This is a genomic window from Planococcus lenghuensis, assembly GCF_001999905.1.
GTDB lineage: Bacteria > Bacillota > Bacilli > Bacillales_A > Planococcaceae > Indiicoccus > Indiicoccus lenghuensis.
The window spans coordinates 3,100,129-3,124,476 of sequence record NZ_CP019640.1; the positions used below are offsets into that span (position 1 = coordinate 3,100,129).

Genomic DNA, 24,348 nt, shown 5'->3' on the forward strand with positions numbered 1-24,348 from the left:
GTTGATGTCAATTATTGAATACTTCATACAGCACTTTTTTGGCTACTGCATTGTTCAAGTTTTTATACTTGGTGCTGTCCGGTTTTCCCCGGAGCGATTCGGCGAACGTGTTGGCGGATTCCGTTTCACCGATCACATGGATTTCCTTCCAGCCCCGGCCCTTTTTCATGTCCTCTACTTTAGAGGCGATTTCTTTGTAAAAACGGTTCAGGTTCTCGCGCATGCGTGCATCCAGTTCCGGCATCCGGTTATTGCCGGCGCCTGTTGCATTGTTGCCGCTCCGTTCATGCCATACTTCAATGCCGGGATCGAATTCATAAAACAATTCTTCTTTCACAGAACCCATTTCTGTATCCAGCAGGCGAATTTCCGCATAGCTTGGCAACACAACGGCAGAACTTGGATACGCTTTCAAAAGCTGCTCAAGCTGTTCTGTCATGGGCCGGTCTTCCCAATGGAAATTGGTCTCCACCGGCACTTGCACGTAATGGACCGACCACAGATCTTTATGAGGAGAGGCGAAAAGAATAACTCCTTTATGGAGTTCACCTTGATTGTCTTCAATCGCTTTTACCACTTGTTCTTTCAGCGCTTTAAACTTTTTCAGTTCCTTTTCGTCTTTGGAAGCAGTCAAATACTGATCAAGCCGTTTCATTCCGGATTTCAATTCAATTCTCCATGCGCCATTCTGATGATCACGGTCTGCAGGGTCGGTGTTTAAATACACGGTTAAGACACAGCGGTCATCACACCGGAAATCTTTCAATTCCTGCAGTTCATCGTATAATGTCATACACTCCTCATCCTCCTTTTTCGTGCTTGTTAATTTGTTACCCGAAGCCCTACCCGCTAAACGGTTTTGAGGCATTTTTCAGACATTAATGTGTTTGAGCAGCTGAACGCACCGGGTAAACAGATAACAGGTCTGATGCTGGCGGCAAACAAAACAAGAGGAGTGAAAATTAATGGAGAACATGGATAAACGTGTACAAGAAGAACTGAAGAACTTTGATAAGGAAAAGAAAGCAGAGATCCTCGAGAATTTCGAGAACTTTAAACAGTACTTAGGCGGCAAAGTGGAATTGGGTGAGAAAATGGGCTTGAGCGAAGAACGGATGGCTCATCTCGCTGCAAAAGTAGCGGATTACTTGGCGAAGAAAGAGGAGCCGCGCAACCGGGAAGAACATCTGTTGCAGGAATTGTGGAAAGTCGGCAAAAAAGACGAACAGCACATGCTTGCCCACATGCTCGTACGCATGGTCAAACAAGATTCAAAATAAGTAAAAACGGCCGCCCCTCAATGGGATGGCCGTTTTTCGTATAGCGTAAACATCAGCAGGTAGACAACGCCGCTCGCCACCGACAGAACCGCCAGGATGGCAAACGTCCAACCGAAGCCGATCCAGGCGGTCAGAGGAATGGACAGCGGTGCGATCATCCGGCCTACGGTATACCGAAGACTCGCCGCTGCGTAATACTGACCGCGCATATGGTCCGGTGCCAATTTGGAAATGAAACTTTGCTGAAGTCCGGCTGTCAGCAATTCACCAAATGTGAAAATCGCCATGGCAACAACCAATAGCCAAAACAGATTGGTGAGCGGAAACACAGTCATGGCGACCGCATACAGAATAGCAGAGAAGAAAAACACCCACTTTTCCGGGTACTTTACCGCAAGCCGGGTCAGGACAACAGTCAGTAAAGCCACGAGCAATCCGTTCTCTGATAACAGGAAACCGAATGCCTCTTCCCCTGTAACCGTCCAGTCCCAGCCGAACAGTGTGGCGACAAGCTGTTCATCAATCGCTTCTTTCAGATAGATCGGTATCAGCAGATCCAGCTGCATGAATGTCTGGGCACCGAGAATTCCTGCACCGACGAACAGTAAAAACAGCCGGTCTTTCAAAATGATGCCATATTCTTTCAATTGCTTTTTAACCGCTCCTGTCCAGCCTTGTCCAGGTTCTGTCGCCAGTTCCCCTGAAGGCGCATACTGAAGGGTTTCCTTTGTCAGAAGCTGCAGTGCGATTCCAAGGGCAACCGCGACAAGCGCAACAGACAGCAAGAGTTCAAAACGGTACGAGAAAAACAGCACTGCACCGATGATCGGACCGATGACGACGGAAATATTAATCGACGTATAGAAAATCGCAAATACATCGCTTCTGTATTCTTCCGGGATAACATCTGCCACCATCGCCTGGCTCGCCGGCCAGTAGAGGGAGCTGCACATGCCTGCAAACGTGAACGCCGCGAAGCCGAGTGCCGGCGACTCATACCACGGCGAATTGGCGGCGGCAAACAACAGAAAAGCCGCACCTAAGCCGAACGAGGAAAGAACGAGCATCGTCCGGCGGCCGAACCGGTCCGCACAGTATCCGCCAACCAAGTTGGCGGCAACAGAAAATACTTGAGACAGCACGAGCAGCAGCCCTGCCGCCTCTTTTCCGAATTCCTCTGCAAAATAAATGGCGAGAAACGGAAACACCATCCAAAAACTTGTATTCATGAAAAGCTCGCCGATCAGGCGGATTTTCAAACTTCGATCCCAATCTCTGATTCTCACTTCTGATTCCCCGCGTTCTGTTCAAATTTCCCTTTCCTATCATAGTACAAGGGAAGCCGGAACAGAACCTTTTTCTGTCACTGAGCCATTTCCAACAGCTTATGGCTGAGACAAATCTCAATTGAAAACTCTCTGTGCTGCTTTTCAAACTGAACCGAGATCCGGTCGGCTGTCCGCTCGGTGATTTTCCCCAGTCCGAATACACGGTGGCGGATCCGGGTTCCGGCTGTCAGCACGTCCGCGCTCCGGATGGCATTTGGATTAACCGGTACTTTCAGACTGGCCGGAGCCGCTGCTGATTTTACCTTTTGTACCGATTTATGCACGCTCTCGGGTTTTTCCGGTTTTCCGAGGCGGTTGCCCACTTCCCGCACCTCTGCTGTAAACTGGGATTCTTCATCGTAACTGAGCAATTCCAAATGGGCTTTCGCACGGGTCATCCCGACATAGTACAAGCGCCGGGCCTCTTCCAGGAGAGCCGGTTCTTCCTGATCCTCTTCCGCTGGAATCACTCCTTGGTTCAGATCCACCATGTAGACCCGGTCAAATTCGAGTCCTTTTGAGCTATGGAACGTCGACAGCGTCAGCATCTCATCCGTTTTTTCGTTTTTCGCTTCCTGCGTCACTTCCTCAAGTTCCCGCAGGCGTTGCGCGAAAGCAGCCATGGACGGAAGCGGTTCTGCAATCTGTTCCAGCGTAGCCAGGATCTGCGTCAGGTAATTCAGCCGCATGCCAAATTTTTCAGCCCGGCTCGTAAGCATCTGGTCATATCCGAGTTCTTTGCGGATCGTCTTGATCGCTTTTGACGGTTTCATCTCCTGCATCGACTGGAACCATTTTTTCTGCTGCTCCACGATTTTAAGCTGATAATCTTTCATCGTGACACTGCGGGTGATTTCATCCAGCCCGTTGCGCTCTGCCGGCTTCACCCGGTTCATCGCTTTCAACTGGGAACCGGTCCAGTAAGCATTCGTCTTGGCAGCGATTTTCGCATAAACATCCGCCCGTTCCGGTTTCAGGCTGAACCGCATGAAGTTCAGCATGTCTTCCACAATCCAATGGGCGAAAAAGCGGTTATCCGCATCTTTCATATAAAAAGGAATTCCCAGCCGGTTCAGTTCAGCCATCAGGATGGTGGAAGATGAATTATTGCGGTACAAAATAGCCGTATCCCCGTAATGATCCAGCTTCTTCAATTCCTTCAGCACGTACTGAAGCTGAGTTTCTTCTGATGCAAAGCGCCGCATGACGATGGGATTGCCTTCTTCCCGGTCCGTATGCATATTCTTATCATGGCGCTGTTTATTCGTTTTGATGAACTGATTGGCAGCATCGACAATCGTTTTCGAGGAGCGGTAATTGCGCTCCATTTTCATGACATATGCATCCGCATAGACGGTCTTAAACTTCAGCAGGTACGTCGGTTCTGCTGCGCGCCATGTATAAATGGACTGATCATCGTCCGCCACCACGCATAAATTCCGGTGGCTCGCCACCAGTTTTTCCACGATGGCATGCTGTACGAGCGACGTATCCTGGCTCTCATCTGTCATGACGTAATCCCACATGTTCTGATACTTCGCCAGCAGATCCGGCCGCCGCTCCAACGCCTCATTGGCCAGTGTCAGCATATCATCGAAATCCACAAGCCGGGTATCATAGTTTTCCTTGAAGGCCTCATAGGTCCGGAGAATATCAGCCGCGCCATCAAAAGGCCCTTTCAATTTACGCCATTTTTCTTTCGGCATCATTTTATTTTTCACAAACGAAATGAATGACATCAACTCATCGAGTTGATCTTCTGTGATCTGTTCGTCCATTTCGGTCTGATACATTTCTTTCAGCAGCTGCCGCTTATTCAGGCCCTGCTTCCCATTCCCCTCGATCATCACGTATGGCTTACCCTGAAAGTAATCTCGGACAATCCGGAATGCAAGGCTGTGAATGGTCGAGAAATCCACCGCTGGAAGTCCCGGAAAAAACCGCTTATAGCGCTCAGCCATGTCCGTGGCGGATGCTCGGCTGAATGTGATGGCTTTAATCCGGTTGGGCGATGCATTTTTTTCCTCAATCAAGTACCCGATTCGCATGATCATCGTCGTCGTTTTTCCGGAACCCGGACAGGCGAGCAGCAATAGCGGACCTTCCGTCCGCTCGACCGCTTTGCGCTGGATTTTATTCAGCTTTACGCCCAGTTCCTGCTCTTTGCGCTGAAAAAAATTACCCATGTCTACTACCCCTTACATAATTTCCTGCTGTTTATTTTACCACAGAAAACCCGGCTCACGTTCGGTGAGCCGGGTTTCACTGCATGAAATTTCACTTTCTTTTCTTATCCGGGTCTTCATCGTATCGGTCCTCTTCCAAAAGAACTTCATCCACTTCGGAATTCGGTTTTTGAAGGGGATCCGCTTCATGCAGCTGTTTCTGCTGAAACTCGGATTTTTTCGTTTCGGAATCCAAGTACGAGTCATTGCTCTCCGGATTCTCTTCCCCGAAATGCTGATCGAGGATAACGTTATGATCGTCCTCATCCGCATCCGGCAGAATCTCACTGACCCGGCCGACCTGCCCATCCGCAAGCCGGACTTTGATGCCATGCGGGTGGGTCGGTGATTTTGTCAGCAAATCTTTCACAACACCTTGCGTTTTCCGGCCTGTCCGCTGGTCTTTCTTCAAAATGATATTCACCTTTTTGCCCGGCTTCACATCCCGGCGGTTCCGTCCATCCATTCCAAGCCTCTCCCTTCTTCTGCTGATTTGACTGCAATGAAAAAAGGCGGGGAATCCCCGCCTCGTTAACGCCTTTAATTAAAGGCGGCCTTTTCTTTCATTTTCTCTTCTCAGACGCTCAGCTTCATCGATTTCAACGTCTCCTTCGATGTCCGCTTCTTCGTGTCGTACTGTTTCATCGACGACTTCAGTATCTTGTACTTTGCGTTTGCCGACAACAATCTCTTCACCCACGACGTCTTTTTTCGATACTTCTACGCGCTCTTCGGTGAGCGGGATATGAATTTCTTCATTATCATCATAAGCCCGGTCATTCACGCCAGCCTGTGTTTCTTCGTTGACTGGACGGCGTTCGACAACAACCTCTTCATGCTCTACCGGCACTTCTACATGCTGACGCTCTTCGACAGTGTGTTTCCCGACATTGACTTCGCCGGACTCAACGCGTTCTTTGCCTACATTCAAGCGTTCCTCGTGCAGACGGAGGCGTTCTTCTTCCGTTTCAGCTACTCGTTCTCTGTCTGTTTCTACTACTGGATCTACTGCGGGTTCTACTGGTGTTCTGTCTTTTTCTACCACGACTTCATCCACCTCTTCTTCCCGGATTCCGCTGTCGATTCGTCCTGTATCCAAGCGGTCATCATCTTCCACCAGATTGCGGTTTGTATTATATGCTGTGTTATTCGATTCATTTGTATCGACAGTCAGACCTGGCGATGCAACTGCTGCATCATCGACATAGCCTTCAGTCTCATAATGTGTACCGTAGTCACGGTCAACGTACAGCAGGATTTTGCCGTTCTTCACTTCATTGTGATAGCGGTCTGCCTCTCCTGCATCAAGACCCATTTTATCGAATGCTCCGCGTGTCGGTTCTTCACCGGACAGGAAGCCCATGAACTTATCCATCCAGCCGCCGCCGGAAGACTGGACATCCACATCTACATCAGTACGGCCGCGCACCATGGAAATCTGGTCGCTGTCACTCGTCATGACGTACATGTCGTTCTCTGCATAACCTTCCGCTTTCAGTTCGTCGATCTTTTGCAGTACTTCTGTTTCCGTGTCGAACGTTCCGATAAATTTGTTATCAAAGTTTCGCATTCCGAATTCCTCCATTTTTTATAGTTTCGTATTTGCGTGTTCTATTATTGAATTTACCCTTGGCATCGCATTTAAAACATTCGTTTTATTACGATTTAATTACTGTGCCTGATAAAAACCGCGACTGCAGGAATCCTAAACCAGGAAATCAGCTGCCTTGAATCATGTATTTTTGGATGGCATGCGCCACACCGTCTTCATTATGGTGCTTTGTGACATGTGTGCTTGCCTCTATTACCTCTTCTTCAGCGTTTTCCATTGCGATTTTCATGCCGGCGATTTCAAACATCGACAAATCGTTTAAGTTATCCCCATCGCCACAATGTCCGCCTGTGTGATTTCCATCATATCTGCCAGTGCCAGCACGGCGTTCCCCTTGCTGGTTTCGGGATGTCCAAGTTCCAGTTTGACGTCCCCTGAGGAAGTTATGGAAATATCAGCCCGGTCGGATAACCGGTCGCGGAGTGAAGCGAGTGCGTCTCCATCAAATGACATAACAAATAATTTATACGGAGCGACATCTGCATAATCCACGCTGCCAAAATCGCCCATCGTTGTCATTCCGTGCTGGTTATACTGGATTTCGATTTTCCGCTCAGCCCAGTCCACCGGGTAATCCGGATCTTTTTTCAGTGCAGCTTCAATCTCCGCCTGCAGTATATCCCGACCGTTTTTCAGGATATAAATGCCCCGGTTCGTATAGATTTCATAATAGAACCCTTCTTCCTCCAGAATTCCTGCAACATCTGCTGCTGTTTCAGGTGACAATGCCAAGTAGCGGGCCTCTTCGCCCCCATGCCGGGTAACTGCGCCATTTCCTGAAATGATTGGGCATTCCAGCCCGGCCTTATGCAAAATCTGTTCGATATCCGGAACGGACCGGCCGGAACAGGCAACGACTATGTCTCCTTGATCCTGCACCTGCCGGATTGCTTCGGCGTTAATCCGGCTGATGGTGCAGTCTTCGGAAAGCAGCGTATCATCAAGGTCAATCGCAATCAGTTTCATTAAAATCCACATCCTCTCATCTGGCATTTTCATGCCGTTACTGTTTATGCATGGCAGGTAACTTCTTCCCTGATGCATTTAAGTCAAAACAAAAAAGCAGCGAAATCGCTGCTTTTCATTGATCTCATGTATTCATAATTTGCTGTACCATTGTTTTGCAGCCTGAACTTCAGACATTGTCAGCTGATGGCCCTGATTTTCCCAATGAAGTTCGACGCTTGCGCCTGCATCCTTCAGCAGCCGATTTAAATCCTCCGATTCCTCGGCAGTACAAAGCGGGTCATTCGTACCTGCCCCGATAAAGACCGGCGTGCCCGTCAAATCAGGCAATTCCATATCCCTTACCGGAACCATCGGATGATGCAGGATAGCTCCGCGCAGTGCATCTCCATAATGGAACAGCAGACTGCCTGCAATATTGGCACCGTTTGAATAACCGATCGCAATAACGTTTGAGCGATCGAATTTATACTCCTTCGCCGCATCCTCGATAAACTCATATAATTCCTTCGTGCGGAATTTCAAGTCTTCGATATCAAATACCCCTTCGGACAGCCGCTTAAAAAAACGGGGCATCCCGTTTTCTGTCACGTTGCCCCGGATGCTTAAAACGGATGCTTCCGAATCAATCTCCTGGCCAAGTCCGAGCAAGTCCTGTTCAGTTCCCCCTGTTCCGTGCAGCAGCAATAACGTCGGTTTTTCCGGATCGGTTCCCGGTTTAAAAATATGTTTCATGAATGTATCTTCCCCTTTCTCGTGCGATTGATTGGTATCTAAGCGATTCTATATAGGTTGAACAAAAGAATCTTCAGCGAATTCGCATTGGTCGCTCGGGGGAAGACTCTCGCAGGAAGCCAGGCAAAGACCCGTCTGTCTTCCTGCTTCGTCTACCCCACGGACGCGCCAATGCTTAATGTAACTCGTTAATTGACCGCTTCCAGCCCCTGTGGAGGAAACAGGCGGTTTCTGTTTCTCCTCTAGTCTATAAATACCTGGATTCTATAGTGATATGTGGATTCTTTAACTCAATTTATATAGTATACTCCCACTGCTGTTCATACTGCGGTAGCAGCTCCAGCTGTTCCCGAGCATTTTCCGGTGTTGCACCAATCAGGAAGCCGGAAGAATCTCTCGTCACTTCTCTTCACAGCCCGATACTCCAGTTGATACCCAATAATTACCGGTGCACAACGAATTTTTTCAGTTTCAGCCGGTTTCATTCCGCCCATATGCTTACCTGGAGATTACCGGAACAACTATCTCGAATTAAAGGTAATTATACCAGAACAAAAAAGAATGTCCATCAGAGGACATTCTTTTTTCAGATCAAGCCGGTTATTCCTCCGTAGGCCAAGGCAAGCAGAATAACAAAGGCGGGATGAATATTTTTGATTTCAAGCAGAAAATAACTGACTGCAGCGATTGCGGCAGTTTCGACGATGCCGGCAGTCGCTGCTGATTCTGTGAAAAACTGAAGCGCCATGACGCCGAGCAACACTGCGATGACCGGCCGGACAAGCTTCGTGATGTTTTTGACTTTCGGGGAATCTTTATACTTCAGAAGCGTCACCATCAGACCGATCATCAGGAACAGAGAGGGGCCGACAGCGGCAAACAAGGCAATAATAGCGCCAAGAATGCCGCCTTCCTCAAAACCGATATAGCCGGCCATTTTCGTGGCAATCGGTCCCGGCAATGCGTTCCCGAGTGCCAGCACCTCCCCGAATTCCTGGGTAGTCATCCAGCCATACCGGTCGACGACTTCCGCTTCAACAAGCGGAATGGAAGCAGGACCACCGCCATATCCTAAAATTCCGGGAATAAAGAAAGCGAGAAACAATTGCCAGAAAATCACTCATTTTCGCCTCCTTTTTTCAGCGGCAGAAACACAAAGACAAGCACAGCCAGAATTAAAAAGGCCGGATGGACACCGAGGGCTTCCATCAGAACAGCAGCCAGCACAGCCAAAACCACTGCCCGCGTCCAGCCGAGGGACTGGCCGGATTTTTTCAAAAAATCCCATGTCAGGACAGCCAGCATGACTCCGACTACCGGAACAACTGCAGCTGACATGCTGGCAACCCATGGCAGGTCCTTGAATGCCTGCAGCGTACTCAACAGCAGAATCATCAGCAGAACAGTCGGCACAACGTTTGCGATTAACGCTGTCAGGCTGCCGGTCAACCCGCCGAGCCGGTAACCGATATAGCCGGCCATTTTTGTGGCGATCGGTCCCGGCATTGTATTAGCCAATGCCAATGTATCACCGAAATCATCATCTGACATCCATCGGTATTTTTTAACGACTTCCTGGTGAAACAGCGGAATCGAAGAAGGTCCGCCTCCGAATCCCAGCATGCCTACACGGAAAAAGGCGGCAAATAAATCCGCATACAGCCGGGATCTGGACGGTTCCCGCTGTCTGACTTTCGGTTTTTCTTCGGTCACCACACAGACACAGCTCCATCGGTACGGGGTTCTGTGCCGCCTGCAAGGACACCCGTTTCCGGATTGCGCCAGATAATCTGACCTCGTCCGAATGCGCCGCCATCCGCCATCACTTGTACATCATGCCCTTTGCGGATCAGTGCCTGCGCCAAGTAATTCGGGAAATGCGCTTCCACGATTATTTTCTTGCCGCCCATCCATTGCCAGCGCGGCGCATCAAGGGCTGCCTGTGGATTCAGCAAGTAATCAACGGTATTGGTAACCACCTGAAAGTGACCTTGCGGCTGCATATAGCCGCCCATGACCCCAAACGGCCCGACCGCTTTTCCGTTTTTCGTCAGGAAACCGGGAATGATTGTATGGAATGTCCGTTTGCCCGGTTTCAGCACGTTCGGATGGTCTTCATCCAGCTTGAAATCCGCTCCCCGGTTCTGCAGGCTGATGCCGGTGCCCGGGATAACAATGCCGGATCCGAAACCCATATAATTACTTTGGATGTAAGAAATCATATTCCCTTCCTCGTCTGCAGCAGACAGGTAAACCGTGCCGCCTTTTGGAAGTTCATACGGTTCCGGGTCACACGCCGTTTCACCGATGGCAGCTGCACGCGATTTGGCATAGTCATCCGACAGCAAGTGTTCAGTCTCCACCGGCATCGCTTCCGGTTCTGTGATGAACGCCTGTCCGTCCGTAAATGCCAGTTTCATCGCTTCGATCTGCTCGTGGAATGTGTCCGCTGACTGCCAGACCGGTTTTTGCTGCTGTTTGAAAATATTGAGTGCCATCAATGCGACCATGCCCTGTCCGTTCGGCGGGATTTCCCATACATCATAGCCGCGGTAGTTGGCGGACACAGGCTCCACCCACTCCGGTTTATATGCGGTCAGATCTTCCTTGCGCAGAAAGCCGCCGTGCTTCTGCATAAATGCATCCATCTGATCAGCAAGTTGCCCTTCATAGAATGAACGGGAATTTGTTTCGCCAATATCCCGAAGCGTCGACGCATGACCAGGCGATGTCCATACTTCGCCGATTTCCGGCGCCCGGCCATTCGGTGCAAATGTGTCAAACCACGCCTGGTACTCTTCCGATGTGAATGTTTCCTTGAACCGGCTGTATGCCAGCTTCCAGTACTTTCCGAGAATCGGTGTAAGCGGATAACCTTCTTCCGCATAGCGGATCGCCGGTTTCAGTGTTTCTGACAGCGGCAGTTTGCCAAATTTTTCAGCGAGCGCGGCCCAGGCAGCCGGTACACCCGGTACTGTTACAGGGATGAGACCATGGACCGGCATCTTGTCGTGTCCGCGTTCTTTGACAGCTTCCACGGAAATGCTTTTTGGCGCCGGTCCCGAGCTGTTAAGTCCATGCAATTTATCCTTCACCCAGACGAGTGCAAACGCATCACCGCCGATGCCATTCGATGTAGGTTCCACCACCGTGAGCGCTGCAGCCGCAGCGATGGCTGCATCGATCGCATTGCCGCCTTTTTGCATCACTTCAATTCCCGCCTGGGCTGCAAGCGGCTGGGATGTCGCCACCATTCCTTTTTTTGCAAATACCGTGTTTCGTTTCGATTCAAATGGGTGATTTAAATAATCCATCATTCATCCTCCTGTCTAAATAACTATCCTTTATGGGAAAAGCCCGGCAGTTCACCGGCTAGTTTTGTGATTTATCTCTGTTTACTGATTCCGGCCTCGCTTATTAACAAATGAATACAAATAGTTGAATAATAAGGACTAAGTTATACACTTGTTAAGTTTTTAATTCGTTTTAATTAACAAAAGAAAAGCTTACTGCCGATTATAAAGCATAAAAATTAAGAAATCTATATGAATTTTCCAAAAATATATTTAAATCCTTCAGCAAATCCTTCAACTATAGTAAGAACGAGCAACAGTCCGCGGCAAAAAGTTCTTATAATTTCATTCCGCTTCTGCTTTTAAAGCGTCGGAGTAGAATATGGCTTTCCACCCGCGTAATTCCTTCCAGCGCATACAGTTCTTCATTAATGAATTTTTCAAGCGCAATAAAGTCCTCAACAAGCACATGCATATGAAGCGTTGAAGGACCGGTCATCTGGTAGCAGCTCGCAACCAGCGGATTATCTGCAAGCGTCTGTGCCACTTCAACAAGTGAAGCCGGCTCACAGTCCACTTCGAAAAAACCGGAAACACTTTTTCCGATCTTCTCGCTGTTAATTACAACTGTAAATTTCTCAATAATGCCTGCTTCCGTCAATTGATGTACCCGTTCCCTTACCGCTACTCGGGAAAGATTGAGCTCTTTGCCAATATCAACATAGGAAGTGCGTCCATTCTCTGTGAGCAATTCAAGAATCCGTTTATCCGTTTCATCAATCTTCATATAGACACCACCTTCTTACCTGTATTTTGTTAATTATTATACGCATCGCCCTTTCTTTGCGAAAGGTAATTTGTTTTTTTACATTCTTATTGTCCGTTCCCTCTATGTCTGATAAATTAGACTTATTTTAATAATACCTTGTATTAAACAGTACTGTCCGTTATATTGTTCTTAAGCAAGTATTATTCATTAAACAGTAGAGGGGTGACAAAATGAATGTCCAATTCAAAAAAGGCGCGCTTGATTTATGCGTCCTGGTTTTGCTGGCCAAGGAAGACCGCTACGGATATGAACTGGTCCAGAAAATTTCCGATCGCATTGCCATTTCTGAAGGGTCAGTGTATCCCCTTCTCCGGCGGCTCACGAAAGACGGGTTCTTCACAACGTATCTTCAAGAATCAACCGGTGGTCCACCCCGCAAATATTACAGTCTGACAGAAGCGGGCAGAACATATCTCCAGGAACAGCTGGATGAATGGAAACAGTTCACGGAAGGCATTAATACACTCATTGAGGAGGGAATGAAACATGATTGAACAGCAATTTCTGCACACACTGGAAAGTACGCTGACAACACTGCCGAAAGAAGAAAGAGAGGACATTCTCCAGGATATCCGGGAATACTTCGCCAATGGACGGCAGGATGGAAAAACCGAGGAAGATATCGCCCAGGAACTCGGATCTCCAGAGACCATCGGACAGGAACTGCTCCGTTCTTCCGGTTCGGGACTGGAACCGAAACTCGCGCATTCTTCAGGGGAAGCAGAATTCGAACGCGTCCACGCAAAAATCGAGAATGCAGCTCTCGTCCTCTGTCCCTCTTCTGATGATGAGCTTCATGTGGATGTACGGGATAAAAGCTACCGACAGCAATTGACGACAGAAATCAAAGACCGGACGCTGTATATCACTTTCCGGGAAGAACAGACCAAGTGGGGGCTTTCCAATTTCGGTATCACTTCAAAAAATCCAACGGTCGTCCTCCAGCTCCCTGCTAAAACGTACGAGGAACTGGATTGCACGACGGATAACGGACGGATTGAGGCAGACAGCGTAAAAAGCGAGTCCATCCGATTGAAGTCGGAAAATGGGCGGATCCGTGCGCAGCAGCTGGTAGTAGACAAACTGCTCGCTGAATCTGATAACGGACGGATTGATCTGGAATCTGTCGATGCAGCCGAATTGATCGCCACGTCCAGTAATGGACGGATCGAGATGAACAAAATCACCAGCACGTCGGTTATGGCAACCTCTGACAATGGCCGGATCGGATTGGCAAATATCAGCGGAACAGTCACCGCAAAAACCGGAAATGGCCGGATCCACTTGACGACCGATCATTTGGAACGCAATATCCGGTTGAAGACCGATAATGGCAGCATTACTGTCCAGACTGCAAGAGAGCCAGAAAATACCGCTATTCAGACAAAATCCGATTGGGGGAGTATCTCTGTATTCGGGGAAAAAACCAGAAACAGGTTATTCGGAAGTGGAGACCACACACTACAGTTGACGACCGATAACGGCAGCATCACTGTCGAAAAGCTTTAATGATTACTGACTCATTCATTTCTAAAAACGGCCTGCACCGGTGTTTGCCGGTGCAGGCCGTTTTTAGGCTTGAAACGAGTACATCAGCTGGCCTTAAAATGCATTCGGCTGTTCTTAATGTACATTCGGCAAATTTTAAAGTGTGTTCGCCCAATCTTAATGTGCATTCAGAGAATCTTAAAGGTCATTCAACTGGCTTTAACATGTACTCATCCAATTCCGCTCACAGCTCAGCTGTATTTTCACCAAAAATCACAAAAAGCTGACGCCGTTTTTTCCGGTATCAGCTTTTTTACTCAACTCACCTGTTCAATGAGTTCAGGTCCTTTGTTTTTCGGGGAATTGACTTCCGGCGATACCGGGTATGCTTCCATTTGATCGGCATCATATGGCTTCAGCATGTCCTGCAGCGCTTCTGTGTCCTGAACATCAGGGTCGATCCAGCGCTGTTCATCTTCTTTGGACAAGACAACCGGCATGCGGTCATGGATCGATTCCATCAATTCATTCGGCTCCGTTGTCAGAATGGAACAGGAATAGACCGTTTCTCCTTCCGGCGACTTCCAGGCCTCCCACAGACCGGCAAACGCGAATGGCTCTCCAGTTTTCATACGGATCAGCATAGGCTGTTTTCCATCATCAGTCCGCCGCCATTCATAAAAGGAGTCAGCTACAACAAGACAGCGCTTTTTTTTGAAGGCGCTCCGGTAACTTGGCTTATCAGCTGCGGTTTCTGAACGCGCATTAATCATTTTATAACCGATTTTCGCGTCCTTCGCCCAAGGCGGGATAAGCCCCCAGCGCAGGAAACCGAGCCGATTTTCCTTACCGTCACTGATGACAGCGACGACTTGCTGGGAAGGCGCTACATTATAACGCGCCTCGTACTCCCCTTCATCAAACGATACATTATCCACATTGAACCGGTCCACAATCGTCCGAAAATCCGAGTACAGCGAAAATCTGCCGCACATTGTGATCACCTCATTTCCGAATAATGGTTTAAAAGGATGTTCACTTCTCTCTCCTGTATTCCCTTTCCATCTGTCTGTTAACCGCTGTGGCCTTGGCTAAGACGTTCGACAACAGCCGCCCATTCCGGCATGCCGGTCTGGGCACCGATCTTTTCGACTGACAGTGAAGCGGCCGCGTTCGCAAACCGGATGGCCTCCCGGAGCTCCATCCCTTCGGACAGTGCAACACCAAGTGCTCCGTTGAATGCATCACCGGCTCCAGTCGTGTCCGCCACTTCAGCTGCAAATCCTTTTACAGAAACATGCCGCTCCCCATTAAAAAAGCGGGCCCCTGCTTTGCCAAGTGTCACAATGAGCCGGTTCGGATATTCTTCCAGCGCCCGTTCCCATGCCGGGCCGAATAATTCCTCTGCCTCGGTTTCATTCGGCGTGATGTAGGTTGCCAGCGCCAACAGATTCCGGGCAGCTTCAGCAGCAGGAGCGGGATTCAGTATAACCGGCACCTGATGGCTGCGGCACAGCTCCAGAGTCCTTGTTACAAGGTCCAGCGGCACTTCCAGCTGTACAATTACGATGCTGCTTGCTGCCAGCTGCTGTTCAAATGCCTCTGCCTGTTCAGGTCCAATAGTGTGATTGGCTCCCGGCACTACGATAATCCGATTGTCGCCTTCTGTCAGCAGAATATTCGCAATACCGCTCATTCCTTTTGTCCGGCTGACTCCCGCTGTATTGATCCCTTCGCCGCGGAGTGTTGTGAGCAATTCCACTCCGAATGCATCGTTCCCCACCGCTCCGATCATGTGGACATTTCCACCAAGCCGTGCTGCTGCGACCGCCTGGTTGGCGCCTTTGCCACCAGGTGCTGTCGCAAACAGATCGCCAAGTATTGTCTCCCCCTGCTTTGGAAAACGCGGCGCACCCACAACAAGATCCATATTCATACTGCCAACAACTGTGATCATTCCGATACACTCCCGACCGTCTCTCACTCTGTTTTCCATAAACTGAAAAAAGATATTTTGCACTGGGCGGATGCAAATTTTGCCCCTTATTGATCAGGAGGAATGCCGCACACGGAATTTTTCTGCTACGTCTCTGATCAACTGCTGATCCAGGTACTGCTTCATATGCTGTTCTGCCCGCTCCATGACTTCATCGATCAGGCAGTCCTCATCTTCTTCCAGCTCCGCATGATCCGCCGTACAGCTGAATAAAGCCATCTCTCCTTCAATCGCATTTATAACATCCAGAAAAGAAATTTCCTTGGAACGCTTCATGAGCCGATAGCCGCCGTTCACACCAGTGGCTGATTCAATTAAATTCGCTTTTACAAGTTTCGTTAAAATTTTGGACAGATAGGTCGCTGATACATCCTGCTTATCAGCCAGCGGGACGACACCGAGTGTCTGCCCGGCCGGCTGATTCGATAAATGCATCATTGTATGCAAAGCGTAATTCGTCGCCTTAGAGTACTTCATCCATTTCTCCTTCCGCTGCTTTCTCACACGTAAATCCGGTATCGCATATCCATTTTTTTGCCGCGGCTGCGCAAGATACCGGGCATTTCACCACGCAGACCGGATAGCAGCTGGAATCAGTATAACATTTGAAGTTACGGCTAAGCAGCAGCAGTTCCAGCCGGTTGATGCACGCATGATCAGCTGAAGCAAAAACCGCGATGTCAGGCGTGAATAAGTTCTTCAGAAAAAGCATGTCGCCGACCTCCGTTCTTTTATTCACTAAAGCAGCTATTAAAGACACTTTATATCTATAATTGAAATATAGCATGTTCTGTCCGGATTGCAAAGTGTCCGCTAAAACATAATTATTCTTTGAATCAGGCGGTTTCTGCGACTTTCCAATTTCTGCTACAATAAAATTCAAGTTGATTTTTGCACAAGAAAGGACGTGACAGCATGCCGCAGCGCTATTCAGTGAAGGATCGGATGTTTTGGCGAATCGCGGTAAGCCTGTTATTCGCTTCGCTTTTTGTCTTCGCCAATATGTATGCAGTGCAGCCGCTGCTTCCGGTATTCACGGAAGCATTCGGCGTTTCAGTATCCGTCTCAAGCTTCGCGATGTCCCTGACAATTGTTGGAGTCATTGTCGGACTGATCCTGCTCGGATTTCTGTCCGACCGCAACGGGCGGCGGGGATTCATCACCTTCTCCCTTATCGGGGCAGCACTTCCGTTTTTCCTGCTGCCATTGACAGATTCCTTCGCTGTCTTCCTTACGCTTCGTTTTCTGCAGGGAATAGCACTGGCTGGAGTGCCGGCGGCTGCACTTGCATATATCAGTGAAGAGATCGAAGCAAAAAGCGTTGGCTTTGCGACTGCTCTCTATATTTCAAGCAATGCGCTCGGCGGCATGCTCGGCCGGGTGCTGACCGGGTATTTAACGGATCGCTACTCGTGGGAGCTATCGTTTGTTGCTTTCGGTTCTGTCGGCCTCCTGCTGTTTATGGCTGTGCTTATTCTGCTGCCGAAATCCCGCAATTTCGAACCAAGCAACGCGGGATTCCGTCAGGATCTCGAAGGATTCATGTTCCACCTGAAGAATCCATCTCTGCTACTTGTTTTTGGCCTGGGCGCGGTCCTCCAAATTTCGTTTACTGGTGTCTGGACATATTTACCGTTTTATTTGCAGGGACCGCCGTTCGTTATGTCCCTCGAAGCAATTTCCTACTTGTTTTTTGCATACGGACTCGGCGTGGTGGGATCACCGGTTGCCGGCCGGCTTGCAGGAAAATGGGGTATCGGACCCGTCCGGCTCGCCGGTGTCTTTACGCTGTCAGCGGGTATTTTACTGACACTTAGCGGTTCGATCACCTTAATTACAATCGGCCTTTGCCTCACTTGCCTTGGCTTCTTTACAGCGCACTCACTGACTGCCGCTTCTGTAAGCCAGCAGGCTACACACCATAAAGGCAGTGCATCAAGTCTTTACCTTGTCTCCTACTATATCGGCGTCACGCTCGGCAGCTCAGTGCTTAGCCCTGTCTGGACCGCTGGCGGCTGGACTGCACTTATCCTGCTGATTGCAGCACTGCCTACCGCCTATGTACTGATCATTACATTGACCGCAAAAAGAACCGGCACAGTATGATTGCACTGTGCCGGTTCTTTACTTATTGCAGCGTCTCTGGAAGTACGGTCAGATCAATACCGAAAACAACCGGAAGATAGAAGTAGACGAGCAGACTGCTGATTACGATTCCAATAACATTCAGCAGGAATCCGGATTTCGCCATATCAGGAATCCGCAAATAACCGGAACCGAAGACGACAGCATTCGGCGGTGTTGCAACGGGCAGCATGAATGCACAGGATGCAGCGACTGCCGCTGTGACCATAAGGGCAAACGGATGAACAACCAGCGCGCTCGCAAGTGCCGCCATGATCGGAAACATCATGGAAGCTGTTGCTGTATTCGATGTGATCTCAGTCAGGAAGATTACAAGCGTTGCCACAACAAAAATCACAAGCAGGATATGGACGCCTTCAAGTGCCGACAGCTGGCTTCCGATCCATTCCGAAAGACCTGAGCTGACAAATCCGGCAGCAATGGCAAGGCCGCCGCCGAATAGGAGCAAAATACCCCACGGCAATTTGACGGCAGTCGCCCAGTCAAGCAGGTTATCGCCTCTGCGGTTTTTTGAAGGAATTGCAAACAGGATAATAACCGCAATCAGCCCGATGATGGCATCTCCGATTTCCGGGAGGAACAGCGAAAGTAAAAATGAGCGGCTGATCCAAGCAAAAGCGGTTAGCACGAAAATAGTGAAAACCACTTTTTCTTCAAAAGAAGCGGCTCCTAACCGCCGCTTCTCTTCCCGAATCACCGCGTTGCCGCCAGGAAGTTGCTTCAGCTTAAGCGGATGCGCCAATTTGACAAGATAGAACCAGGCAAGAAAGATGAAGCCCCAGGCAAACGGGACACCAAACAGCATCCATTGGCCGAATCCGAGTTCTATGCCATAAATTGTATCAAGTGCGCCAGCCAGGAGCGCATTCGGCGGTGTTCCGATCAACGTTGCAATTCCGCCAAGTGAGGCGGAATAAGCGATTCCGAGCATAAGCGCTTTCCCGAATGCAAAATTCTCTTTCGAGGTGTCGATCGACGGGTCATCCTTGAGTGCATCCGATACTTGATAAATGATCGCTAAACCGATTGGCACCATCATCATGGCCGTAGCGGTGTTCGAAATCCACATGGAGAGAAAACCGGTGGCAATCATGAAACCCAGAATGATCCGGTCCGTATTCGTGCCGATCAGGCCGATAATGGTCAGCGCAATCCGCCGGTGCAAATTCCACTTTTCCATAGCCAGAGCAATCATGAAGCCGGCCATGAAAAGGAAGATCGTATCATCCCCGTAGGCGGCAGTCGTACTTTCAATATCGAGCCCCCCTGTGAGCGGGAACAGGATAATCGGCAACAGGGAAGTTGCGGGAATCGGAATCGCTTCCGTGATCCACCAAATCGCAATCCAGAGAGTGCCAGCTAAAATGGCCTGGGCTTCAGGAGTAAGGCCTGGCGGTTCAAAGAACAGTAAAGTCAGGATAAAAAGCAGCGGTCCGGCAAACAATCCGATCAATTGCCCGGTATTGTAACTCCGGTTATCCCCGTCTCCCGGCCCGTGGGTTCCGCCGCTGACTGACACGCTATTCTCGGGAACTCCTTCGTCCGGCCTGACAAAAAAGCGCAAGGTCTTTTTTGCTTCATCGTGCTTTTCCCACATCCAGTCCCAAGCAGCTGTAATCATTGGGCTACCTCCTAATAACAAGAATTTTTGAAAAAAGTAAACTATTTTATTATAAGAGGAAAGCGTTCCCAACAACAACAGGTTTCTGTAAATAATCGCAAAAAAGCGGCTGCACCTTGGAGGTACAGCCGCTGCAGCCCGACTTAAATCGGTCCACCCTTCATTTTTTCACCATGATTGCTCAGCTGAGTGATGCGAAATCAAATGCTATATAGCCAAAGTAAACGGTCAGCAGCGACAGAATGGCGAATACTGCATTTTCACCGGTCCCGCCTGTCTTAACAGTAAGCGGCAGGCGAACGGTCACACTGACCGGAAAAAACAGCTTAATTCCATTCTTTGTCGCCATATCGAGCAGCAGATGGCTCGCCATTCCGACGATAATGCCGGCTGTTACAGCAGCATTATCCGGCCAACGGTCCAGCAAAGTTCCGATGATCGCCAGAAACAGAAGGCTGTGGGTGAACGTCCGGTGGCCGAATATCGCATTAATGATTTTCGACAGCGGTTTAAGTTTTCTGCCGATCATGCTGCCGCTATGGCAAATGTCCGGCAGCATCGATCCAATAATTCCTGTGCCAAGCATCAGCAGCGGCTGCGCGCCTGTTACTGATGCAAAGGCCAGCCCGGCAGCCATGCCGCCGAGCATATGTGTTTTTCCTGTCATGTTGTTCTCCCTCTAAGATGCGATTACGTGATGGTTTCAAGCAGGCTTAAACTGCTGATCATGATGAAGGCCAATACGCCGATCAGGCCGATATACAGCAGGGCCCACTTCACTTTTGTTTTCGTGCTTGTTACGTAATACGTGCTGATCCGGTGAATCTCTTCTTTCCGTTCAGCCCGCATCCGTTCAAGCTTGTGGCGCCTGGCGAGCAGACTGGCCGCATCCTTCACTTCCTCTTCCGTTTCCGGCACCGGCGATATATCCAGCTGCCAGGCCAGCTGGCGGATTTTCCGGTCAATCTCTCCGATTTCATTTTCAAACTGCTTTTTCTTCCTTCCGCGCAGCAAGTGGGTAATCCAGGAAATCCCCCCGATCACCGTAATCAGCAACAACATCGGTCCCGGCATTACAAAGTTCAGAACGATCAGCAGCACGATTCCGAAGCCCCACAATGCGGTGGACAGAGAAGCCACGATCCGTCCCCCGTCAAGCGGACTGACCGGCAGCAAATTGAACAGGTTCAGGAAAGCCCCCAAATAGATAATTAACGCAAAAAGCGGTTCATCTGTATAGAGATAAAGCGGAATGGCTGGTATGATGGACAGCAGACCTGCCAGCGGTCCGCCGTACGCGATAAAACTTTCCGTCTCCGCGTCTTTAATCGCTTTCGGGTCAATGCCGATGACGGCACCCATGAACGGTACAAAAATTGCCGGAGATGTCCGGATCCCTTTCACCCGGGCAGCCACGAGATGACCCATCTCATGGATAAACAGCACATAAATTAATGCGACACCGAATTTCCAGCCGAATACAGCTGCATAAAAGCCGAGTGACAGAAACATCGAAATCAATGTCTGCAATTTCGCGAACTTCACAATTGCAAGGACAAATTTCAGTTTAGTTGCCAGAAAAATACCGATAACGCCGAGAGTTCCCAGCACCCGGTTTTGTTTTTTGGTCGCTTCCAAACGGATCACGCTCACTCTCCACTCCATAATTGGGGATTGGCCCTTATGAATAATTATACCTGAAAATTGGGTATAGAGCAGGATACAGACCTTAACAGAAAGGGGAAATGACTATGGGTATCCATAAATTTTTCACATCTTTAAATGATTTAGAGCGGATTATCCGCGCGCCGGGCCGTTTTAAATTCGAAGACCATAATGTAGCGGCGCATTCCTGGAAAGTCAGCCAGTATGCGATGTTTTTCGCCACAATCGAGGAACAGGCTGGAAAAGAAATCGACTGGAAATCGCTTTATGAAAAAACCATCAACCATGACTTTGCGGAAGTGTTCATCGGCGACATCAAAACACCCGTCAAGCACTCCTCGCCGGAATTGAAAGAAATGCTGGCCCGGGTGGAAGAAGGAATGATGGAGAAGTTCATCCTGAGCGAAATCCCGGAGGAGTTCCAGCAGATTTTCTTTGACCGGATGAAAGAAGGAAAAGATGAAACCACAGAAGGCCGGCTGCTGGAGTTTGCCGATAAACTGGACCAGTTCTATGAATCCTTCGCCGAACTGAAACGGGGCAATAAAGATCCCGAATTCGTGATCATGTACCGGACTGCGCTCCGGAAACTGCTGGATCTGCCGCTTAATGCCAGCGTCTCCTATTTTAAAGATACCATTCTTGATGACGTGATCAGTGAAGACACAGTCATCGATGTACGGGAAATTACAAAAGAAGTGCTCGAAAGCTGAATGGCTTAAGCTTGCCGGCCGCCTTCCGGTTCTGTCACCGGATATGTGATGATTCCACCTTTTCCCACTAAAGGTGGCGCTCCCCATATACCGAGCTCGTGATCAACGAGTTCGATTGTTTCTTTCTTCCCATCGATGATATGTTTCACTTCATGTCCGCCTGTAGTGAGCCAATTGCTGATCAGCAGCCGGTGACAGCGCGCCGGATGACGCTCTGAACAGCAATATGCCACCTGTTTATCAGCGGCAAGCGTCAGCAATTCATCGATGCCTTCCTGAAACTCTTCTGTCAGGCAATAATCAGCGTAATTATGGAATGAGCGGTTGCGCCATGCGGCATTCACCTCGGCTCCGATCACTTTTGACTTTCGCCGCCGGCCGCCCAGTTTCGGAAAATGCCGGTATGTGAAACCGTCCGCTTCCAGCCACTCCGGGAACTGGTCTCTTGAAAATTGCGGCCATTTCCGGCTGCCTGGATAAGCGCGGACATCTGCAAGCACTTCAATCCCATGTTCCTTCAGCATCCGCCGGAACAGTTCCCGCGAATGGCCCGAATGGCCGATTGTGTAAAGAATCACCGTTACCACACTCCTTTCTCCTTTCTTTCCTGAAGTCGGAAAGGTGTAAACAGACAAAATGCGCGGAAGAGTCTATCCTCTTCTGCGCATTTTTGTGTTTATTCGTAAATTCCTACGCCGTCAAAACCATTTTCAACAGCGGTTACTTCAGCGCTTTCCGTTCCATATAAGTCAATCGCCGATTGGACGATTGCCTTTCGTGCATCACTGAAGTTCGATGTCGCCGTTAGGTATACCGTCAATGCCCGGTAATAAATCTGGCCCAATTTTTCTTTTCCGATTTCTTCTCCGATCAGGTAAGCCGCATGGTTCGTGATGGATGAATTGATATGCACCCCACCGTTATCCAGCTCTTCCGGCAACTCGTAGTACTCGTCCATATGTGATGGGTAGTTCCCTTCACCGTCTCCATACGGCGCATATGTCGCCCCCACGGGATATTTAGCCGGATCACTCAGACTTCTGAGTGAAGTTCTGCCGTCAGCAACAGCGCCAGGGCCCATGATATCTTCGCCCAGTTCCCAGTCTCCTTCGTCGATCAGGACGCCAAAGATATCTGCAAACGATTCATTAAGCGCACCGGACTGGAACTTATACTTAAGATTCGCCGAATGTGTGATAACACCGTGGGTCATTTCATGCGCCGCCACGTCCAGGCCGGCTGAGAGCGGAATGAAGAACGAACCGTCGCCATTCCCGTAAACCATTTCATGTCCTGTCCAAAACGCATTATTATAATCATTTCCGAAATTGACATACGAGTTAATGGCCATACCCTTACCATCCAATGAGTTACGTCCATGCTCATCCAAATAGTATTCATAAACCTGTTCAGAGTTGTAATGGGCATCCACAGCCGGTTTCAATTCATCGGCTTTCCAGGAAGCACTGTCATTCGTATAAATTTCCCAGGCTTTCGCATCAATCGTGTTGATTCCGTCCAATCCCTCATGGGAAGTATCCGTCAGCGAGAAGATGGCTCCCTCTTTCGGATTTTTCACTTTCGTAGTGTGAATCTTATAACTCTCCCCCAACACGCCCGTGCCGACCGCCTGCTGGTGATCATCACCTGTATGCATGATGGCATTATACTGATCGATCACTTTTCCTGTGTTGGCATCCACAAAAACAAACCAGTTTCCCGGCTCTTCTGTAAGGAAATTGACATTCACTTTATAAGCCAGGTAATTGCCATTGCGAGTCGGATAAACAACCAGCTCGGAAGTAGGAGCTGCACTCAATTCCGCCGGTGCATTTACGGCTTCTTTTGCACGCTGCAATGCAGCAACGCTGCTTACTTCCGGTGTTGTATCTATCACTTCGGCCTCCGGAACATGATGGCCATTCACCGCCACCACTTCATTGTCTTCACTGTAATGGACAATTACTTCTGCCCCTTCAACCGGCACACCGTTCGCTGTCTGGTTGAATCGGATGTGTGTCATGCCAAGTTCATCTTTTTGAACTTGCTTTACATGCATTTTGCCTTTCGGATTCTTAATGCCTGTTTCTTCCGTATTTTCTTCCAGATAATTAAATGCATCTTCAGCGTTGTTCGCTGTTCGCTTTTTTGCAATTTTTTCTTTTACGAACACAGGCACATTGGCATTGTCATTCCAGTTCTTAGCCGCCTTTGATGAGTCTGCCAGAACATTAGTCGCTGAAAAGGAGCTTGCTATAAGGGCTGATGATAATACAGTCGAAACGAGCATTTTTTTGTTCAAATATGATTCCTCCTAAAAGGTGATAATATCACTATAGGTTATATTTCCTTTTTTAGCAAATAAATGAACTTAATATTCTATATAGTATTTATTTTCCATTTTTTATTCAAATCCGACAAGACCGCTGCCCGTTATCCTGCCTTCAATATA

Annotated in this window: 23 protein-coding genes and 2 pseudogenes; 5 read left to right on the plus strand and 20 right to left on the minus strand. The window is 49.0% G+C overall.

Translation table 11 applies throughout. The features are described 5' to 3' along the window. Window positions 1–7 precede the first annotated feature (7 nt). Window positions 8–793 (minus strand): VLRF1 family aeRF1-type release factor, encoded by a 786-nt coding sequence (locus tag B0X71_RS15690; protein WP_077590303.1) that lies wholly within the window; start codon window positions 791–793, stop codon window positions 8–10. Between the two features lie 172 nt (window positions 794–965). Here B0X71_RS15690 and B0X71_RS15695 point away from each other — a divergent pair, with 172 nt between their 5' ends. Further along, window positions 966–1,280 (plus strand): DUF3243 domain-containing protein, encoded by a 315-nt coding sequence (locus B0X71_RS15695; protein ID WP_077590304.1) that lies wholly within the window; start codon window positions 966–968, stop codon window positions 1,278–1,280. Between the two features lie 17 nt (window positions 1,281–1,297). Here the strand turns inward: B0X71_RS15695 and B0X71_RS15700 are convergent, their stop codons facing one another. From B0X71_RS15700 to B0X71_RS15750, 10 genes and pseudogenes are all read right to left on the minus strand, one after another. Continuing rightward, window positions 1,298–2,566: an MDR family MFS transporter gene (locus B0X71_RS15700; RefSeq protein ID WP_077590305.1), complete on the minus strand. Its 1,269-nt coding sequence runs from the start codon at window positions 2,564–2,566 to the stop codon at window positions 1,298–1,300. A gap of 77 nt (window positions 2,567–2,643) precedes the next feature. Further along, window positions 2,644–4,794: an ATP-dependent helicase gene (locus tag B0X71_RS15705; protein ID WP_077590306.1), complete on the minus strand. Its 2,151-nt coding sequence runs from the start codon at window positions 4,792–4,794 to the stop codon at window positions 2,644–2,646. 316 nt (window positions 4,795–5,110) lie between these two features. Then, window positions 5,111–5,299: pseudogene (locus tag B0X71_RS21425) on the minus strand (YwbE family protein); the annotation flags it as partial. Window positions 5,300–5,377: 78 nt separating this feature from the next. Next, window positions 5,378–6,403, minus strand: a complete 1,026-nt coding sequence (locus B0X71_RS15715; protein ID WP_077590308.1) for a YsnF/AvaK domain-containing protein — start codon at window positions 6,401–6,403, stop codon at window positions 5,378–5,380. Between the two features lie 148 nt (window positions 6,404–6,551). Beyond that, window positions 6,552–7,489 (minus strand): annotated as a pseudogene (locus B0X71_RS15725) (Cof-type HAD-IIB family hydrolase). A 54-nt stretch (window positions 7,490–7,543) separates the two neighbouring features. Further along, window positions 7,544–8,146, minus strand: coding sequence for an alpha/beta hydrolase (locus B0X71_RS15730; protein ID WP_077590311.1), 603 nt, complete (start codon window positions 8,144–8,146; stop codon window positions 7,544–7,546). 586 nt (window positions 8,147–8,732) lie between these two features. Then, complete coding sequence (locus B0X71_RS15735) at window positions 8,733–9,266, minus strand: chromate transporter (RefSeq protein WP_077590312.1); 534 nt, start codon at window positions 9,264–9,266, stop codon at window positions 8,733–8,735. Further along, the gene (locus tag B0X71_RS15740) at window positions 9,263–9,859 is read right to left on the minus strand and encodes a chromate transporter (RefSeq protein WP_077591040.1); all 597 of its coding nucleotides are present in this window, start codon (window positions 9,857–9,859) and stop codon (window positions 9,263–9,265) included. Before B0X71_RS15740 ends, B0X71_RS15735 begins: the two co-directional genes overlap by 4 nt. Continuing rightward, window positions 9,856–11,460, minus strand: coding sequence for a gamma-glutamyltransferase family protein (locus tag B0X71_RS15745; RefSeq protein WP_077590313.1), 1,605 nt, complete (start codon window positions 11,458–11,460; stop codon window positions 9,856–9,858). Before B0X71_RS15745 ends, B0X71_RS15740 begins: the two co-directional genes overlap by 4 nt. 316 nt (window positions 11,461–11,776) lie before the next feature. Beyond that, the gene (locus B0X71_RS15750) at window positions 11,777–12,226 is read right to left on the minus strand and encodes an Lrp/AsnC family transcriptional regulator (RefSeq protein ID WP_077590314.1); all 450 of its coding nucleotides are present in this window, start codon (window positions 12,224–12,226) and stop codon (window positions 11,777–11,779) included. 212 nt (window positions 12,227–12,438) lie between these two features. Between B0X71_RS15750 and B0X71_RS15755 the strand changes: the two genes are divergently transcribed. Both B0X71_RS15755 and B0X71_RS15760 read left to right on the plus strand, forming a co-directional pair. Beyond that, on the plus strand, window positions 12,439–12,762 hold the full coding sequence (locus B0X71_RS15755) for a PadR family transcriptional regulator (RefSeq protein ID WP_077590315.1): 324 nt from the start codon (window positions 12,439–12,441) through the stop codon (window positions 12,760–12,762). Continuing rightward, on the plus strand, window positions 12,755–13,777 hold the full coding sequence (locus B0X71_RS15760; RefSeq protein ID WP_077590316.1) for a DUF4097 family beta strand repeat-containing protein: 1,023 nt from the start codon (window positions 12,755–12,757) through the stop codon (window positions 13,775–13,777). Before B0X71_RS15755 ends, B0X71_RS15760 begins: the two co-directional genes overlap by 8 nt. 296 nt (window positions 13,778–14,073) lie before the next feature. Here the strand turns inward: B0X71_RS15760 and B0X71_RS15765 are convergent, their stop codons facing one another. The 4 genes from B0X71_RS15765 to B0X71_RS15780 all read right to left on the minus strand — a co-directional run bounded on the left by B0X71_RS15765 (window position 14,074) and on the right by B0X71_RS15780 (window position 16,464). Further along, on the minus strand, window positions 14,074–14,751 hold the full coding sequence (locus tag B0X71_RS15765; protein WP_077590317.1) for an SOS response-associated peptidase: 678 nt from the start codon (window positions 14,749–14,751) through the stop codon (window positions 14,074–14,076). A gap of 77 nt (window positions 14,752–14,828) precedes the next feature. Beyond that, window positions 14,829–15,713 carry a ribokinase gene (gene rbsK, locus B0X71_RS15770; RefSeq protein WP_077590318.1) on the minus strand — a complete coding sequence of 295 codons (885 nt, stop codon included), beginning with the start codon at window positions 15,711–15,713 and terminating at the stop codon, window positions 14,829–14,831. Between the two features lie 93 nt (window positions 15,714–15,806). Continuing rightward, on the minus strand, window positions 15,807–16,229 hold the full coding sequence (locus tag B0X71_RS15775) for an RrF2 family transcriptional regulator (protein ID WP_077590319.1): 423 nt from the start codon (window positions 16,227–16,229) through the stop codon (window positions 15,807–15,809). Next, window positions 16,216–16,464: a hypothetical protein gene (locus B0X71_RS15780; protein WP_077590320.1), complete on the minus strand. Its 249-nt coding sequence runs from the start codon at window positions 16,462–16,464 to the stop codon at window positions 16,216–16,218. Before B0X71_RS15780 ends, B0X71_RS15775 begins: the two co-directional genes overlap by 14 nt. A gap of 203 nt (window positions 16,465–16,667) precedes the next feature. On the opposite strand from B0X71_RS15780, the gene B0X71_RS15785 reads away from it, so the two are divergent. Beyond that, on the plus strand, window positions 16,668–17,858 hold the full coding sequence (locus tag B0X71_RS15785; protein WP_077590321.1) for an MFS transporter: 1,191 nt from the start codon (window positions 16,668–16,670) through the stop codon (window positions 17,856–17,858). A 22-nt stretch (window positions 17,859–17,880) separates the two neighbouring features. Here B0X71_RS15785 and B0X71_RS15790 read toward each other — a convergent pair whose 3' ends face one another. The 3 genes from B0X71_RS15790 to B0X71_RS21810 form a co-directional block, all read right to left on the minus strand. Then, a complete protein-coding gene (locus B0X71_RS15790; protein WP_077590322.1) occupies window positions 17,881–19,518 on the minus strand; it encodes an SLC13 family permease in 1,638 nt (545 codons plus the stop codon). 181 nt (window positions 19,519–19,699) lie between these two features. Further along, the gene (locus B0X71_RS15795) at window positions 19,700–20,185 is read right to left on the minus strand and encodes a metal-dependent hydrolase (RefSeq protein WP_077590323.1); all 486 of its coding nucleotides are present in this window, start codon (window positions 20,183–20,185) and stop codon (window positions 19,700–19,702) included. A 23-nt stretch (window positions 20,186–20,208) separates the two neighbouring features. After that, window positions 20,209–21,165: a site-2 protease family protein gene (locus tag B0X71_RS21810; protein ID WP_077590324.1), complete on the minus strand. Its 957-nt coding sequence runs from the start codon at window positions 21,163–21,165 to the stop codon at window positions 20,209–20,211. A 104-nt stretch (window positions 21,166–21,269) separates the two neighbouring features. Between B0X71_RS21810 and B0X71_RS15805 the strand changes: the two genes are divergently transcribed. Next, window positions 21,270–21,896, plus strand: a complete 627-nt coding sequence (locus tag B0X71_RS15805; protein WP_077590325.1) for an HD domain-containing protein — start codon at window positions 21,270–21,272, stop codon at window positions 21,894–21,896. A 5-nt stretch (window positions 21,897–21,901) separates the two neighbouring features. Here B0X71_RS15805 and B0X71_RS15810 read toward each other — a convergent pair whose 3' ends face one another. Continuing rightward, window positions 21,902–22,483, minus strand: coding sequence for a DUF488 domain-containing protein (locus tag B0X71_RS15810; RefSeq protein ID WP_332309453.1), 582 nt, complete (start codon window positions 22,481–22,483; stop codon window positions 21,902–21,904). Window positions 22,484–22,572: 89 nt separating this feature from the next. Then, window positions 22,573–24,198 (minus strand): M4 family metallopeptidase, encoded by a 1,626-nt coding sequence (locus tag B0X71_RS15815; RefSeq protein WP_077590326.1) that lies wholly within the window; start codon window positions 24,196–24,198, stop codon window positions 22,573–22,575. Between the last annotated feature and the right edge of the window lie 150 nt (window positions 24,199–24,348).

Coding starts and splice junctions, on each gene's coding strand:
- B0X71_RS15755 (WP_077590315.1), top strand. CDS start 12,439: ATGAATGTCCAATTCAAAAAAGGCGCGCTTGATTTATGCGTCCTGGTT.
- B0X71_RS15795 (WP_077590323.1), bottom strand. CDS start 20,185: ATGACAGGAAAAACACATATGCTCGGCGGCATGGCTGCCGGGCTGGCC.
- B0X71_RS15760 (WP_077590316.1), top strand. CDS start 12,755: ATGATTGAACAGCAATTTCTGCACACACTGGAAAGTACGCTGACAACA.
- B0X71_RS15745 (WP_077590313.1), bottom strand. CDS start 11,460: ATGGATTATTTAAATCACCCATTTGAATCGAAACGAAACACGGTATTT.
- B0X71_RS15690 (WP_077590303.1), bottom strand. CDS start 793: ATGACATTATACGATGAACTGCAGGAATTGAAAGATTTCCGGTGTGAT.
- B0X71_RS15695 (WP_077590304.1), top strand. CDS start 966: ATGGAGAACATGGATAAACGTGTACAAGAAGAACTGAAGAACTTTGAT.
- rbsK (WP_077590318.1), bottom strand. CDS start 15,713: ATGATCACAGTTGTTGGCAGTATGAATATGGATCTTGTTGTGGGTGCG.
- B0X71_RS15705 (WP_077590306.1), bottom strand. CDS start 4,794: ATGGGTAATTTTTTTCAGCGCAAAGAGCAGGAACTGGGCGTAAAGCTG.
- B0X71_RS15750 (WP_077590314.1), bottom strand. CDS start 12,226: ATGAAGATTGATGAAACGGATAAACGGATTCTTGAATTGCTCACAGAG.
- B0X71_RS15785 (WP_077590321.1), top strand. CDS start 16,668: ATGCCGCAGCGCTATTCAGTGAAGGATCGGATGTTTTGGCGAATCGCG.
- B0X71_RS15775 (WP_077590319.1), bottom strand. CDS start 16,229: ATGAAGTACTCTAAGGCGACGAATTACGCTTTGCATACAATGATGCAT.
- B0X71_RS15765 (WP_077590317.1), bottom strand. CDS start 14,751: ATGTGCGGCAGATTTTCGCTGTACTCGGATTTTCGGACGATTGTGGAC.
- B0X71_RS15715 (WP_077590308.1), bottom strand. CDS start 6,403: ATGCGAAACTTTGATAACAAATTTATCGGAACGTTCGACACGGAAACA.
- B0X71_RS15790 (WP_077590322.1), bottom strand. CDS start 19,518: ATGATTACAGCTGCTTGGGACTGGATGTGGGAAAAGCACGATGAAGCA.
- B0X71_RS15780 (WP_077590320.1), bottom strand. CDS start 16,464: ATGCTTTTTCTGAAGAACTTATTCACGCCTGACATCGCGGTTTTTGCT.
- B0X71_RS15730 (WP_077590311.1), bottom strand. CDS start 8,146: ATGAAACATATTTTTAAACCGGGAACCGATCCGGAAAAACCGACGTTA.
- B0X71_RS15805 (WP_077590325.1), top strand. CDS start 21,270: ATGGGTATCCATAAATTTTTCACATCTTTAAATGATTTAGAGCGGATT.